Annotated in this window: 10 protein-coding genes and 6 pseudogenes; 10 read left to right on the forward strand and 6 right to left on the reverse strand. The window is 68.0% G+C overall.

Features of this window, described 5'->3' with window-relative positions; all coding sequences use genetic code 11:
• Positions 1–324: 324 nt before the first annotated feature.
• Positions 325–1095 carry a transposase gene (locus tag ACZ6D7_RS38355; RefSeq protein WP_469500994.1) on the reverse strand — a complete coding sequence of 257 codons (771 nt, stop codon included), beginning with the start codon at positions 1093–1095 and terminating at the stop codon, positions 325–327.
• An 18-nt stretch (positions 1096–1113) separates the two neighbouring features.
• Here ACZ6D7_RS38355 and ACZ6D7_RS38360 point away from each other — a divergent pair, with 18 nt between their 5' ends.
• Positions 1114–1383 carry a hypothetical protein gene (locus tag ACZ6D7_RS38360; RefSeq protein WP_469500996.1) on the forward strand — a complete coding sequence of 90 codons (270 nt, stop codon included), beginning with the start codon at positions 1114–1116 and terminating at the stop codon, positions 1381–1383.
• A 506-nt stretch (positions 1384–1889) separates the two neighbouring features.
• Positions 1890–3023 carry a helix-turn-helix domain-containing protein gene (locus ACZ6D7_RS38365; RefSeq protein ID WP_469500998.1) on the forward strand — a complete coding sequence of 378 codons (1134 nt, stop codon included), beginning with the start codon at positions 1890–1892 and terminating at the stop codon, positions 3021–3023.
• Positions 3024–3204: 181 nt separating this feature from the next.
• Here ACZ6D7_RS38365 and ACZ6D7_RS38370 read toward each other — a convergent pair.
• Together ACZ6D7_RS38370 and ACZ6D7_RS38375 are read right to left on the reverse strand one after the other, a co-directional pair.
• Positions 3205–3611, reverse strand: a pseudogene (locus ACZ6D7_RS38370) (IS5 family transposase); the annotation flags it as partial.
• 110 nt (positions 3612–3721) lie between these two features.
• A complete protein-coding gene (locus tag ACZ6D7_RS38375) occupies positions 3722–4819 on the reverse strand; it encodes a HEAT repeat domain-containing protein (RefSeq protein ID WP_469501000.1) in 1098 nt (365 codons plus the stop codon).
• A 339-nt stretch (positions 4820–5158) separates the two neighbouring features.
• Here ACZ6D7_RS38375 and ACZ6D7_RS38380 point away from each other — a divergent pair.
• The 3 pseudogenes from ACZ6D7_RS38380 to ACZ6D7_RS38390 all read left to right on the forward strand — a co-directional run.
• Positions 5159–5950, forward strand: a pseudogene (locus ACZ6D7_RS38380) (IS256 family transposase); the annotation flags it as partial.
• A gap of 139 nt (positions 5951–6089) precedes the next feature.
• Positions 6090–7323 (forward strand): annotated as a pseudogene (locus ACZ6D7_RS38385) (IS256 family transposase).
• A 32-nt stretch (positions 7324–7355) separates the two neighbouring features.
• Positions 7356–7781: pseudogene (locus tag ACZ6D7_RS38390) on the forward strand (transposase); the annotation flags it as partial.
• Positions 7782–7867: 86 nt separating this feature from the next.
• On the opposite strand, the pseudogene ACZ6D7_RS38395 reads toward ACZ6D7_RS38390, so the two are convergent.
• Together ACZ6D7_RS38395 and ACZ6D7_RS38400 are read right to left on the reverse strand one after the other, a co-directional pair.
• Positions 7868–8891: pseudogene (locus ACZ6D7_RS38395) on the reverse strand (IS701 family transposase); the annotation flags it as partial.
• 176 nt (positions 8892–9067) lie between these two features.
• Positions 9068–9301 carry a hypothetical protein gene (locus ACZ6D7_RS38400; protein ID WP_469501001.1) on the reverse strand — a complete coding sequence of 78 codons (234 nt, stop codon included), beginning with the start codon at positions 9299–9301 and terminating at the stop codon, positions 9068–9070.
• 42 nt (positions 9302–9343) lie between these two features.
• Here ACZ6D7_RS38400 and ACZ6D7_RS38405 point away from each other — a divergent pair, with 42 nt between their 5' ends.
• From ACZ6D7_RS38405 to ACZ6D7_RS38420, 4 genes are all read left to right on the forward strand, one after another.
• The gene (locus ACZ6D7_RS38405; RefSeq protein ID WP_469501003.1) at positions 9344–9781 is read left to right on the forward strand and encodes a GntR family transcriptional regulator; all 438 of its coding nucleotides are present in this window, start codon (positions 9344–9346) and stop codon (positions 9779–9781) included.
• 4 nt (positions 9782–9785) lie between these two features.
• Positions 9786–10715, forward strand: coding sequence for an ABC transporter ATP-binding protein (locus ACZ6D7_RS38410; protein WP_469501081.1), 930 nt, complete (start codon positions 9786–9788; stop codon positions 10713–10715).
• A complete protein-coding gene (locus ACZ6D7_RS38415) occupies positions 10712–11686 on the forward strand; it encodes an ABC transporter permease (protein ID WP_469501005.1) in 975 nt (324 codons plus the stop codon). The genes ACZ6D7_RS38410 and ACZ6D7_RS38415 overlap by 4 nt, the downstream gene beginning before the upstream one ends.
• 333 nt (positions 11687–12019) lie before the next feature.
• The gene (locus ACZ6D7_RS38420) at positions 12020–12535 is read left to right on the forward strand and encodes a hypothetical protein (RefSeq protein WP_469501085.1); all 516 of its coding nucleotides are present in this window, start codon (positions 12020–12022) and stop codon (positions 12533–12535) included.
• On the opposite strand, the gene ACZ6D7_RS38425 is transcribed toward ACZ6D7_RS38420, so the two are convergent.
• Positions 12468–12944 carry a transposase gene (locus tag ACZ6D7_RS38425; protein ID WP_469501007.1) on the reverse strand — a complete coding sequence of 159 codons (477 nt, stop codon included), beginning with the start codon at positions 12942–12944 and terminating at the stop codon, positions 12468–12470. The genes ACZ6D7_RS38420 and ACZ6D7_RS38425 overlap by 68 nt on opposite strands.
• Before the next feature lie 25 nt (positions 12945–12969).
• On the opposite strand from ACZ6D7_RS38425, the pseudogene ACZ6D7_RS38430 reads away from it, so the two are divergent.
• A pseudogene (locus ACZ6D7_RS38430) lies at positions 12970–13641 on the forward strand (IS110 family transposase); the annotation flags it as partial.
• Between the last annotated feature and the right edge of the window lie 48 nt (positions 13642–13689).

Genomic DNA, 13689 nt, shown 5'->3' on the forward strand with positions numbered 1-13689 from the left:
GGCGGAGTCGGGCGGCCGCCACACGGGCTGGGGACATCGCTCGAGGAGCCACGTTGGGTCCCTGTTCTGTCGCAACTTGTGCCTCACGCCCTGGTCGAGTGGGTCACCATGCGCTCTCCGCGGCGCGGACGCCGATTGAACGGGGTGTGGCCCATCTGAAGTCCTGGGGGATCCTCCGCAGGGGTGCAGCCCGAATCGAATGTCGTCAATCACCGCAGCAGCCGTCCTCACCTCGGAGCGGCACCGCTGAAATAGCTCACTGTTCGGTTAAGGGCTGTCCCGTAAATGATCTCTGAGATGTTGGATGACCTGCCCGTTTCTTCGTCACCCGGCGAGGGTGAGGTTGTGCAGGCGGGCGATGCCGAGCATGGCGTGGTGGACGCCGTCGCCTTTGAGGCGGCAGTCGCGGAGGATCTTCCAGGTCTTCATGCGGGCGAAGGCGTGCTCGACGCGGGCGCGGACTTTGCGGTGGGAGGCGTTGTGTTCCTCTTTCCAGGCCGGAAGTTCGCTCTGGCCGGCTTCGCGGCGGTGCGGGATGACCAGGCCGGTGCCCCGATAGCCGCCGTCCGCGATGACCGTGGTCTTTCCGACGGCGGCCTTCGCTCCGGAGAGTTCCCATGCCTTGCAGTCGTTGCGGTTGCCGGGCAGTGGCCGGCCGACGGCGACGACGAGCCGGGTGTCGGCGTCGATGACGACCTGGTGGTTGGTGGAGTACCGGTAGTTTTTGGACTGCGCGGCGATGGTGCGGTCGCGGGTGGGGACCAGGGTGCCGTCCACGATCACCACGGCGTCCTTGCGGAACCGCTTGCGTTGCTGAAGGGCGAGCGCGGGTCCGAGGTGGTTGATGATGCGGTCAGCCGCAGACTTGGACACCCCGAACAACGGCGCCAGTTGGCGCAGGGTCAGGTTAGTCCGCCAGTACGCGGCGACCAGCAGCACGCGATCCTCCAGCGGCAGGCTCCACGGCCGGCCCTTGCGCACCGGATCCGCACCCTCGCGCCGCAACGCGGTGATCAGCTTCCCGAACTGACGCGGGCTCAGCCCGGTAAACGGGGCTATCCAGGACGGCTGCGACGCCGTGATCACACCAGCCACGACAAGATCATCTCACCCGTGACCAGCAGTTACGGGACAACCCTTAAACAGCCTTCAGGCCGCTTCACTCATGGCAAGCGTAATAGCCGTAACGAAAACTTTCGTTACGTGAACCGGTTTGGCACGCGCTCAGTTGGCGCGTTCATCGGCATCTTGTTCATCGGATACGTGCTGATTTCCCGGCCGTCGGTTCAGGTGACGGTCTCCCAGGAGGCCGTATACGCCCTCGGCGGCGTGCTTTCCGGCGCCGCGTTCAGGGTCTTCCGTCTCCGCCGTCACCGGCGCTGACAGGCACAGGGCGGTAGGGGTCCCGAGCCACCGGTAACCCACCGCCTGCCCAAAACGGCCTGAGTCCGCCCGCCAGCGGGCTCAGGCCGCCGCGTGTGACGAAACCCGGGGAAATTCGGCTGTATCAGCGCCGGACACCCCCTTCTGAACCCTTTTCGTTACGGGATGGAAGCACCATGAGTGACACATGTGAGTTCTGCGGTTCCGGTCTCGCCGGAGGGCCGGGAAGAGGCAGGCCCCGGAAGTACTGCGGGGACGCCTGCCGTCAGGCCGCCCACCGGCGCCGGCTGCTCGACCACACCGCACCCCGGTCCGCGACACCGCACCCCGCCCCGGCAGAGACGCCCGCCGAACCGCGGCCGACGCCCCGGAGCTGCCCGGCACCCCGTCCTGCCGCTCCCGGCCCGGCTGCGGGGGAAGTGATCCTCACCGAGATCGCGAAGGACATACAGGACGGTGCGCGCGAGCTCGCGCGGCTTATGCCGTCCTCTGACGGAGAAGAGCCCGTGCGGCGGATCGCCCAGCTGCACGAGCAGCTCGACGGCCTGACGGCGGCGGTCGTCGGACGGGCCCGCTATCGGCGCGTCACGTGGGCCACCATCAGCTCCATCCTGCGCGTCAGCGAGGACACCGCCCGCCACCGCTACACCGAGCGGTACATCCTGCGCCGTCTCGCCCGTTTCAACCGCTCCGAAGCAGCGCTCACCTCCCTCACCAGCCTCTTCAGCGGCGCTGCCGGGCACAGGGCCGACCCCCCGGACGAGGTCGCCTCCGGCGCCGACGCGGCGAGTGAGCCAGGCGATTCAGGCTCCGAACGCGGCCCCGACCAGACCACCCCGAGCGAACCGTCAGGAGCGGCGTTCAACCGTCTCGCCCCGATCCTGTCCATGCTGATCCGCACCGCGCAGCTCACGAACAAAGAGGTGAGCGGCCGGATCGGCTGCTCCGCCTCATATCTGTCTCGGATGCTGTCCGGCGAACGGGTGCCGACCTGGACCCTCACACGCAAGTTCGCCCAGGCCTGCGGGGCCGACCCGGAAGTCCTGCGGACCGTCTGGGAGTCGGAGAAACTCAGTGAGAGAAACCGCGCACCGGCAGCCGCGGACCCCGATGAGCCTCCCCTGCCCGCCGCCGAACAGCTCCGCGCCGCAATCCACACGCTGCACCTGCGCGCGGGACGCCCCGCGCCGAACGACGTGGCGGTCGCCAGCCGCTGGCTGCTGACCACTGGCGCGGTCGCCTCCATCCTCGAGGCCACGGTCCTGCCGCCCCAGGCCGTCCTGGGAACATTCGTGCGCGTCCTCGGAGGCGACGTCGACCGCTTCAACCAGCTCCTGGACAACGCCCGCAGGGAAGCCGCCCAGGATTCAGCGCGCCAGCAGCCCGCCGCACGGCCCCAGCCCCAGCCGTCGCCGGCAGTTGCCCTCCCCGAACGCCACAGCACACGCCAGACGGACCAAGACCCGCACAGCGCCCATCCGATCGGCGCGGACGCCATCATGAAGACGTTCAGCAAGGTGCTCACCGAGGACCGGACCGTCGAGGACGGCCGCGCCCGGCTCCTGCACAAACTCGCCAGACAACACGGCACCCCTGACCCGCTTCCCTCTTCTGGCCAGGGGCGTCGTGGGGCTCACTGAGGGGACGCCGGACTCCCGACCACACCGGGTTCCGGGTGCGGTGACCTCCAACGGCGCCCGGCACCACGGAGAACCCGCGCAAGGGACACCGCAGAGTCACTGAAGATGAACGAAGCCACTGCGGTGCTGGTGTGGCGTTTCTGCAGGTGAACTCCTGCGCCCACCCAGTACGGCGATGCGGGGTCAGCCCGCCGCGGGAGCGCCCGAGTGCGTGGTCGGGCGGCTCGCCTCGGCCTTCGGCCCCTTTTGCGGGCGCCGGCGGCGTGCTGGTGGGCCCGGACGACGGTGGAGTCGACCGACAACGGTCCAGCCGATGTCGTCGGCGGCATTCGCTGCCGAGAGAAGGGCGGCGAGGATCTTCTCCCACGTGCCGTCGACGGCCCACCTGATCAGCCGCTTGTGAGCGGTCTTGAACGAGCCGAGCTCGTCGGGCAGGTCCCGCCAGGGCGAGTTGGTGCGGTACTTCCACGCGATGGCCTCCAGCGTGCGGCGGTGGTCGGCCCACCGCCGTCCGCGGACCGGATTTGCCGGCATCAGCGGCTCGATCCGGTCCCACATCGCATCAGTGATCACTAATCGGACAGGCACACCCGATCAACCGATGAGCCCATCAAAGGGACACGCTCTAGCAGAGCTGGGAGCACAGCGGCCTGCGGACAGGCTTTGTTCTTGGACCAGATCAGCCGATGGCCGTGTGATCAGAGCAGAGCTCGGATGGCGTCGCGCTGCTCTGGCAGGCCGGCTTCCCTGAGCCAGCGGAACTTGTTGCCAATGTTTCCCCAGCAGTTGTCATTGGCAGTGACGGCTTGCAGAAGCTCTCGTTGCGCGGTCGACAGCGGCAGGCCAGGGCTGTAGCCAGTGGGGAAGGCTTTGACGAGCAGCGGACCCCAGTCGCGGTCGACGGTGTAGTCGCTGGCGAGCGGTATCAGGGTCATGGCCGCCGGAGCTAGGTCTTCGAAGGCGTCGATGCGGTCAAGGACGGCCTTCAGGAGGGTGAAGCGGAGCCAGCCGTCGAATTGAGGGAGCGGGTCGGGGAACCAGCGGTCTGCCTCGACGGGGTTTTGCAGGGCTTCGAGCAGGACGGCGGTGGCGCGTGGCATGTGCGCGCATCCAGTGGCCAGAGCGGCGCAGGTGCGCACGGCTGGATCAGGATCGTTGAGGATGCCGGTGGTGTCCTGGCCCCAGGCGCCCATGGCCAGAGCTGCGGAGGAGCGTTCTCGGCGGCTGCCGTCCGCTGCGAGAACGCTACGCAGGCGGTGGGCGGCGCGGGGAACGAGATCGGTGAGGTCAGGTGCCTTCAGAAGCAGGGTGACCGCTCCGAGGGCTGCCTCTCGGGTGTCCGGATGCGGATCGTCGAGGAACGGCTCGACCGCGTCGTAGAGCTCGCGCCGGATACTCCTGCATGCGTGGATCGCTTCGAGCTCGTCTTCGTCCTCGCCGTCGTACTCATCCCCGTACTCGTCCTCGCTGCCGGGGTCCTCGCCGTAGGAGGCCGAGTCGGCGATCTGGCCGAGCCAGTCGAGTAGTGCGGCCCGTAGGGGTCGGGTCCGGTCGTCCCAGGGGAAGAAGCTCTCGTGCTCGGCCAAAGTCTGGGGGTGGGTCAGGATCGCTGCGACGAACAGTGCGGCCGGCGGGGTGGAGCTGTACAGGGATCCTTGATGCAGCACGGACATCTCGAGCATTCCCAGTGCCTCGGCCTGCACCTCGGGATCCTCGTTCAGGAGTTGACACAGGTACGGCGGGGTGTCCTCGGCGCTCCCATATGCATGCTGCAGGGCGCCCCATTCGGTTGCCATGAGCAGCTCCCTGGCCGTCGAAGGCAGTTCAGACCAGGTGGGGACGCCACGTTCCTCGTCTCGATTCGTCACATGCACACTCTGCCGAACAGCACTGACAACCGGTTGCACCGGGTGCCGGGGGTCCCCGCACGCATGTCTCACCTGCTGCCGCCTTTGGGCGGTTCTGTGAACCCCCCTCCACGAAAGCCAGGTCGTCTGAGAACGGTTGCGTCCTGGGAAGTGGTGTACGGTTCGACCTGATCCGGGGGTTTGCTCCGGCTTCTGGCTGATGCCCGCATAGATGAACGGCCACCGGCTGATCTTCGAAGTGTCGAAACCTCGAAGGAGATCAGCACGATGACCGCACCTGACAGTCTGCCCCTGCACGCCCTTGCGGAGGACAACCTCGCCGCGGCGAGTCCCGATCTGCTGCGCGCGATGGTGAAGACGTTCGCCGACGCGCTCATGTCCGCGGAGGCCGACACCCTCTGCGGCGCCGAATACGGGCAGGTCAGCGACGAGAGAGTCAACCACCGCAACGGCTACCGCCCACGCGAGTGGGACACGAGGGCCGGCACCGTCGAACTGGCCGTCCCCAAGCTGCGCCAGGGCAGTTACTTCCCGCACTGGCTCCTCGAACGCCGTCGGCGGGCTGAGCAGGCCCTGATCTCGGTGGTCGCGACCGCCTACCTGCTCGGCGTCTCCACGCGCCGGGTCGAGAAGCTCGCCGAGTCCCTCGGGGTGACCCAGCTGTCTAAGTCCCAGGTCAGCGCGATGGCAAAGCACCTCGACGAGCAGGTCGCCGCCTTCCGCGACCGGCTGCTCGACGCCGGGCCTTATGCGTTCGTCTGGGTGGACGCGCTGACCCAGAAGGTCCGCGAGGGCGGCCGCATCGTCAACGTCCACGCGCTGATCGCCGTCGGCGTCAACGCCGACGGCCACCGCGAGATCCTCGGCATCGACGTCGCCACCGCCGAGGACGGCGCCGGCTGGCTCGCCTTCCTGCGCTCGCTGACCGCACGCGGCCTGAGCGGGGTTCAGCTGGTCGTCTCCGACGCGCACACCGGCCTGGTGAACGCAATCGGTGCCGTTCTGCCAGGGGCTTCCTGGCAGCGCTGTCGAACCCACTACGCCCGAAATTTGATGGCGTCCCGCTTCGTGGTGTAGCCGATCAACGTTGGGGCGTCGCCCCGGGGCGTGTGTCGATAGGGATTCCGCCCCCTGCCCGGCAGGCGGGCCACCATGCAACTCTCGCTGGTGAACGGCCAGTTCAACCAGGAGGTGCATGATGGCCCTGTCCCAGCATGACTTACTTCGGCTGCTGGAGTCACTGCGTTCGGCGGACGGACTCGAACTCGTCCGGTCCGTGGCCGAGCGGATGCTGCAGGAGCTGATCGAGGCCGAGGCGACGTCGAGGATCGGTGCGGAGTGGAACGAGCACACCGAGACACGCACCGCACTGCGCAACGGGCACCGCGACAAGACGCTGACCACGCAGGCCGGTGACCTGGACCTGGCCATACCCAAGCTGCGTTCGGGCAGCTTCTTCCCGAGCCTGCTGGAGCGTCGCCGCCGCATCGATCAGGCCCTGTTCGCCGTCATCATGGAGGCGTACGTCCACGGGGTGTCCACCCGCTCGGTCGACGACCTGGTCAAGGCACTGGGAGCGGACAGCGGGATCTCCAAGAGCGAGGTCTCACGGAGCTGCGCGGACCTGGACACCCAGCTGACCGCGTTCCGCGGCCGGCCCCTGGACCACACCCGCTTCCCCCTACGTCTACCTCGATGCGACCTACTGCAAGGCACGGGTCGCGCATCAGATCGTCTCGCGGGCCGTGGTGATCGCCACCGGCATCACCGAGGACGGCGGCCGCGAGGTGCTGGGAGTGATGGTCGGCGACAGTGAGACCGAGGTGTTCTGGACCCAGTTCCTGCGTCACCTGCGTGAAAGCGGCCTGGGTGGTGTCCGGCTCGTGCTCGGCGATCACCACTCGGGCCTGGTCAAGGCGATCCGGAAGGTCATGATCGGCGCGGCTTACCAGCGCTGCCGGGTTCATTTCCTGCGCAATGTCTTCGGCGTGATCCCCAAGGACGCCGCGGAAATGGTCGCCGCGACCATCCGCACCATCTTCGCCCAGCCCGACCAGGACGCTGTCCGCAACCAGCTCGACACGGTCGCTGACATGCTTGGCGCTCAGTTTCCCCAGGTCAAGCAGATGCTCCTGGACGCCAAGGACGACCTCACCGCCTTCGCCGCGTTCCCGGAACGGCACTGGAAGAAGATTCAGTCCACGAACCCGCTGGAGCGGATCAACCGCGAGATCAAACGCCGCGTCGATGTCGTCCAGGTCTTCCCCAGTGACGACTCGCTGCTGCGGCTGGTCACCGCTGTGCTCTTCGAGATGCACGACGAGTGGATCGCCTTTCCCCGCCGCTATCTACCCGAAGGCAGCATGGACCGGATCTACCCCACCGAGCCCGGCGAAAGCGCCCCCGCACTCCCCAACACCACCGACGATTGATCGCCTACACCACGTCAAGGGACACGACCCGAAATTTGCTCTGCCAGGTCCCGAAATCGGCTCAGCCGTGGGTGGCAACACTGCTGCGGACCGTCTTCGAACAGCCCGATGCCGACGCCGTGAAGGCCCAGATGCGGCACGTCCTGGACGCGTTGGAAGCCAAGTTCCCCAAGGCCGCCGCCCACTTGGACACCGCCCAGCACGAGCTGCTGGCGTTCACCGCCTTCCCGCGCGAGATCTGGCGGCAGATCTGGTCGAACAACCCGCAGGAGCGGCTGAACAAGGAGATCCGCCGCCGCACCCTCGTGGTCGGCATCTTCCCCGACCGCACCGCCCTGATCTGCCTGGTCGGAGCAGTCCTGGCCGAGCAGAACGACGAGTGGACCGAAGCCCGCCGCTACATGGGCATCGAACTCCTCGCCAAAGCCCGCCCCACCCGATCGAGTCAGAAAACGACGAGACCGCCCTGCCCACCGAACTCACCGCATAGCCTCAAAACGAGATCACCGAGTGGCCGTCGATACACCACTCCCGTGGACGTGACCGACAGCCAGAACTGCACCGGCTCGCTCTCACCGGCCGGCCACTCGGCCAGCAGCCAGCGTTCGGGCAGCTCCGGACCGTCGGCGGTCCGGCGGACGCCGCGTCCGGCCGGGCGGATGCGCAGGGCGACGTACCGCGAGTACATGCGCTTGAAGCCGCTGGTCCCTTTGCCCGGCCGGGATCCCTGCCGCCAGGACACCGGCCTGGCGGCCGTCCGGCCGGCCGCGATGACCAGGTCTTTCACGGTCTGCGGCGCATCGGGATACTGCACTTTCGGCGGTCGGCCGGTGCCTGTGCAGGCGGGCTGGACGGGCCGGGCCTGGGCCGGATGGGCGGTGTGGCGGGAGGAGATGCCCACCGCGTAGGGCAGCTTGCGTTCTTCCAGGCCGTGGCGGAAGGCGGCGGCATCGCCGTAGCCGGCGTCCGCGACTACCAGAGGAAGTCGATGCCCCAGGACCGGGTCTCGTCGATCATGTCCAGGGCCAGCTGCCACTTCTCCACATGCCCCACTTGCGCGGGAATGCCGCAACGGGTGCGGCGGGCGACCTTGTCCGGGTCCGCCTCCGGGGAGGCGGGATCCCAGGACGCGGGCAGGAACAGCCTCCAGTTCACCGCGGCCGAGGCACGATCCCGGGCCAGGTGCAGCGACACACCGACCTGGCACTTGGTGACCTTGCCCGCGGTGCCGGTGTACTGCCGCGACACGCACGCCGAAGCGTCCCCGTCCTTGAGGAAACCGGTGTCATCCACGATCAGCGCTTCCAGACCGATCGCCTCGTGCATCCTCCAGGCCAGCCGAGCCCGCACATGCGCCGGATCCCACGGGCTGGAGGTGATGAAATGCGCCAGCGTCTGCCGGTTGCCGTCCTCACCCAGACGGGCCGCCATCGGCTCCACCGACTTGCGCCGCCCGTCCATCAGCAGTCCCCGCAATACGCCTGCCCCCACCGCCGCTGATCCGCACGGAAGAACCCGTCGAACAACCCCGTCGCGAACGCCTCCAGGTCCTCCCGGACCTCGGCCATCTCCTCAGGTGTCACACCATCCCAACGACACCAACAAGCAGACAGACACCCCACTCGCGAGTGAAGATGACCAAGCCCTACTAGAGGTCCACTCGGTGGTGAAGGTCCTCGGTCGGTGTTCCCGCACCTCCGGGGACCGTTCCATACACGATCGCGTACGGAGTGTGATGTCGCGGTCACCGTACAGCATCGATCGCGTAACCCGCCACATCGCGCAGCAAATCCTGCAGCAACCCCGCCTCCACGAACGGCGCTTCGGGCGTCGGCGCCGACTTCTGCTTCAACGGCCAGGTCAACGCGCGCACCCCCGCGACGCATACGGCGTCGAAGTGGACGCCGACGTGACGGAGGCCGCGGCCGGCGGCTGAAATCCTGCCCAGGAAGCCCCTCCGATTGCTGTTGACAACCATCCGCGCACCCCTCCATCATCATTCCACTAATCGAGTAGTGAAATGGTGGTGGTAATCGTGGAGTTCCGCATCAACAGGCGGAACGGAGTCCCCGCCTTCCAGCAGATCGTGCAGCAGACCAAGCAGGCCCTGCGGCTGGGCGTACTGGTGCCGGGCGACCGGCTGCCGACCGCCAAGGACGTCGCCGAGGTCAGCGCGGTCAACCCGAACACCACCCTCAAGGCGTACCGCGAGCTGGAGCGTGAGGGCCTGGTCGAACCGCGACCCGGCCAGGGCACGTTCGTACGCCGCACACTGGCCCGCCCCTCGGCAAGTACCGACTCACCGCTGTACGGGGAGCTGGTGGCGTGGGTGTCCCGGGCGGCCGAGGCGGGTCTGGAGCAGGAGGACGTGGCCGCGTTGGTCGCCTCGGCCATGGAGAAGCAGTACGCCGCCGGTAGTGAGACGGCGGCCACGACAAGTAGGAGCACTGGTGAGTGACGGTATGTACGCGGGGGAGTCGGCACTTGAGGCGCACGGCCTGGGGATGCGCTACCGGCGGGGATGGGCACTGAAGGACTGTTCCTTCCGGCTCCCGGCGGGACGGATCTGCGGGCTGGTCGGCCCCAACGGGGCGGGCAAGACCACGCTGCTGAGCATCATGGCCCACGTCCTGGAGCCGACACAGGGCACGCTCAGCGTGTTAGGCGCGGCACCGGGCTCGGTGGACTCGGGGCGCACCTCGTTCCTCGCCCAGGAGAAGCCCCTGTTCCGCCGGTTCACCGTGGCCGAGACCCTGCGGCTGGGGCAGGAACTGAACCCCGGCTGGGACCAGCGCGCCGCCGAGGACATCGTCCGCGCGGGCAAAGTGCCCTTCGACGCGAAGATCGGCACCCTGTCCGGCGGCCAGCACACCCGCGTCGCCCTCGCCGTCGCCCTCGGCAAGCGCCCCGACCTGCTGCTGCTCGACGAGCCGATGTCGGACCTCGACCCGGTCGCGCGCCAGGAACTGATAGGCACCCTCCTCGCCGAGACTGCCGAGCACGGCACCACCGTCCTGATGTCCACCCATGTCCTGGCCGAACTGGAGAACGTGTGCGACTACCTCGTCGTCCTCTCCGACGGCGGAGTACGCCTCGCCGGAGACGTGGACGAGCTGCTGTCCGTACACACCATGGTCACCGGCGCCAAGGACGGCGAGGGCCTGCCCGCCTCCCTCGCGCACCACCCCCTCGTCGAGTCCCGGATCAGCGGACGGCAGTTCACCGCCCTGATCCGCCCCGATGGCCCGGCCACCGGCCCCTGGGAGACGGACAGCCCGAGCACGGAAGAACTCCTGCTCGCCTATCTCCGCTCACCCGACGCACCACCTCTGATCACCCCCACCGCCCAGGTCCAGGACCAGGCGTACAACACCCGGACGGTGGCAGCATGAGCTCTCTCACCAGCACCTCGACGACGACCAAGTCCACGGCCCCGGGCACCACGGGCACCGGCCGACTCCCCCAACTCCCCCAGCCCCTCAAGGGCATGGCCTGGCTGGTCTGGCGCCAGCACCGGGCCGCGTTCTGGACCATCCTCGGCGCCTCCGCGCTCGCCGTGGCGTGCATCGTCTTCCAGCGCTCCCAGCTGCAGATCGACGGGTACACCCACATATCCACGGGACTCCGGCTGATACCGATCCTGCTCGGTGTCTTCCTCGGTGCCCCGCTGTTCGCCAGCGACCTGGAGAACGGCACCGCCAAGCTGGTTGTCACCCAGTCCGTCAGCCGGACCCGCTGGCTGACCACGAAACTGGCCCTGACCGCGCTGGTGGTCGTGGTGAGCACGGTCGCGCTGTCGGTCGCGTTCGGCTGGTGGTGGAGCCTCTACAAGTCCGAGGTCACGGCCACGGAGTGGATCTCCGAATCCACCTTCAACAACACGGGACCCGTGCCCGTCGCCCTCGCCCTCCTCTCCGTCTTCGGCGGGGTGGCGATCGGTGTGGTGCTGCGCCGCACGCTGATGGCCATGGTGGTCACCCTCGGTTTCACCGTCGTCGTCCAGCTCGTCTGGTCCCACTTCCTGCTGTCGCTCGGCAACGTCGTCACGAGCACGACGAGCAAGGGTGTCATGGCCGAAACCGCGATCCAGACGTTGCCCACAGGCGCGCACCGGATGGACGGGTCGAACCCGTACCTCACCGGCGACGGGAATCTCCTCGGCTGGGGCACCTGTGCGGACGCGCAGACGGAACAGGCACGTGAGCTGTGCCTGCAGAAGGCCGATGTCGTGGGCTGGTCGGTCGACTACCTGCCGATCTCCCAGATGAACGGCATGCAGTGGTTCGGCGCGTCGATCCTGCTGGCCCTGACGGCCGCCGTCACGGTGTTCCTCTTCTTCTGGGGCCGTAAGCGCCTCGCCTGAGACCCGCCCCCGGTCTGTGCGGGAGCTCGGACGGCTCGGGCGTATCGAGAAGTCACCGTGTGGTGGGCTCGCACCACCAGCACCAACGAGTGGACAAGGCAAAGGGCGTTGACGCTCGACGGCGCCGGGCATCGCCGCTCTGCACGGAGGCATCGTGGCCAGGTAGAGCACAGGCGTCCGCCCGGCGCCCACGAGCGGCAACCCTTGCCTTAGAGGCCGTTCTCTTTCCGAACCTCGTGTGACGTTTTCGCTGGTCAGGTATGAAGTAGCTGCTGCCGCGGGAGCCTCGGCTTGTTGCCGGGCGGGATGTCGTGGAGGTGGCGGATGCCGTCGATGCGGGCGGTTCTGGAAACGCGGCAGAAGGCCGCAGCCGCGCAGGTGAAGCAACTCGAAGACGAGTTGGAACGAGTGCGGACGGCTCTGGCGGACGCCGAGGAGGTGCACCGGCGCCGGGTGATCGGCCTCGAGCAGTACTTGGAGGCGCTGGCAGAGGAGGAGACACCCGCCGACGTGACCGGCGAGGTGCCGCGGAGGAAGCCGGTCGGACCGCGCCGGGCGGTGCCTCACCGGCGACACGCGACCGAGGTGAAGGAGTTGTCGCCGGACTACCAGGCGTTGATGACTGCTGCGGCCGATGCGGGAGACGACGGGCTTGGCGCCCGGCGGGCGGCGGTGGTGCTGGGCTGGGACAGTGCGTCCGCCTCCCGCGTCGAGGGAGCCAGGGCACGGCTGAAGCGGCTGGTGGAACGAGGCTGGCTGGTCGAGGCGAAACCGGGCAGGTTCATGCTGCCTCTGCCACTGTCGGAGCAAGACGCTGCTGGTGCCGGGCGGCCAGACGGCGGCTCATGAGCATGGTCATCGACCACAGAATGACGGCTTCACTGGTGTCGGTGCGCCGCTCGTAGTCACGGACCAGGCGTCGGCTGCGCAGGCACCAGGCGAAAGATCTCTCCACGACCCAGCGGCGGGGAAAGACCTGGAAGCCGCGGGTGTCGTCGCTGCGGCGGACGACATCGAGGGCGATGTCGAGCTGTGCCGCACTCCAGTCGACGAGATGGCCGGTGTAACCGCCGTCCGCCCACACCCGTGCCAGCCGCCCGAAACGGCCCCTGGCCATCGTCAGCAGGATGCGGGCGGCGTCCCGGTCGGTGGTCGACGCCGGCGTGACCAGCACGGCCAGCAGCAGACCGAGCGTGTCGGTGAGCAGGTGGCGCTTGTTAGGTCGCCGCGTGGTTCCGCATGAGCTCGTGACCAGCAAGAACAGTACGACGGAGGGGAAAGACTTGATCTACTGCGGCATCGACTGGGCCGAGCGAACGCAGGACGTCGCCCTGGTCGACGACAGCGGCCAGTTACTGGCCAAGCGGCACATCACCGACGACGCGGTCGGCTACAAGATCCTGTTGGACCTGCTCGCCGAGTACGGCGACACCCAGGAGAACCCGGTCCCGGTCGCGATCGAGACCTCCCGCGGACTGCTCGTCGCGGTGCTGCGGACCGGCAAAAGGCAAGTGTTCGCGATCAACCCGATGGCCGCCGCCCGCTACCGTGACCGGCACAGCGTCTCCCGCAAGAAGTCCGACCCCGGAGGCGCCCTGGTCCTGGCCAACATCCTGCGCACCGACATGCACGCCCACCGGCAGCCACTGCCGCAGGACAGCGACCTGGCCCGTGCCCTCGCCGTGCTCGCCAGAGCTCAGCAGGACGCCACGTGGAACCGACAGCAGATCTCCAACCAGCTCCGCTCCCTGATGCGCGAGTACTACCCGTCCGCCCTGACCGCCTTCGAATCGTGGAAGAACGGTCTGTGCCGCCGGGAGGCGCACGAACTCCTCAAGGCGGCACCAACACCGACGCGGGCCGCGAGGCTGACACGCACGCAGCTACAGGCCGCACTCAAGCGCACCGGCCGCAAACGCGGCATCGAAGCCGAGGCCGAACGGCTCCAGGATGTGGGGTCCCAGTAGATCTCGCCGAAAAAACAACGCTAAGGAATGATCCGC

This window comes from Streptomyces sp. NPDC041784 (assembly GCF_055591025.1).

Excerpts from the sequence above, each read along its gene's own strand:
- ACZ6D7_RS38375 (WP_469501000.1), bottom strand. The coding sequence starts at position 4,819 with ATGGCAACCGAATGGGGCGCCCTGCAGCATGCATATGGGAGCGCCGAG.
- ACZ6D7_RS38400 (WP_469501001.1), bottom strand. The coding sequence starts at position 9,301 with ATGGTTGTCAACAGCAATCGGAGGGGCTTCCTGGGCAGGATTTCAGCC.
- ACZ6D7_RS38405 (WP_469501003.1), top strand. The coding sequence starts at position 9,344 with ATGGTGGTGGTAATCGTGGAGTTCCGCATCAACAGGCGGAACGGAGTC.
- ACZ6D7_RS38410 (WP_469501081.1), top strand. The coding sequence starts at position 9,786 with ATGTACGCGGGGGAGTCGGCACTTGAGGCGCACGGCCTGGGGATGCGC.
- ACZ6D7_RS38415 (WP_469501005.1), top strand. The coding sequence starts at position 10,712 with ATGAGCTCTCTCACCAGCACCTCGACGACGACCAAGTCCACGGCCCCG.
- ACZ6D7_RS38420 (WP_469501085.1), top strand. The coding sequence starts at position 12,020 with ATGCGGGCGGTTCTGGAAACGCGGCAGAAGGCCGCAGCCGCGCAGGTG.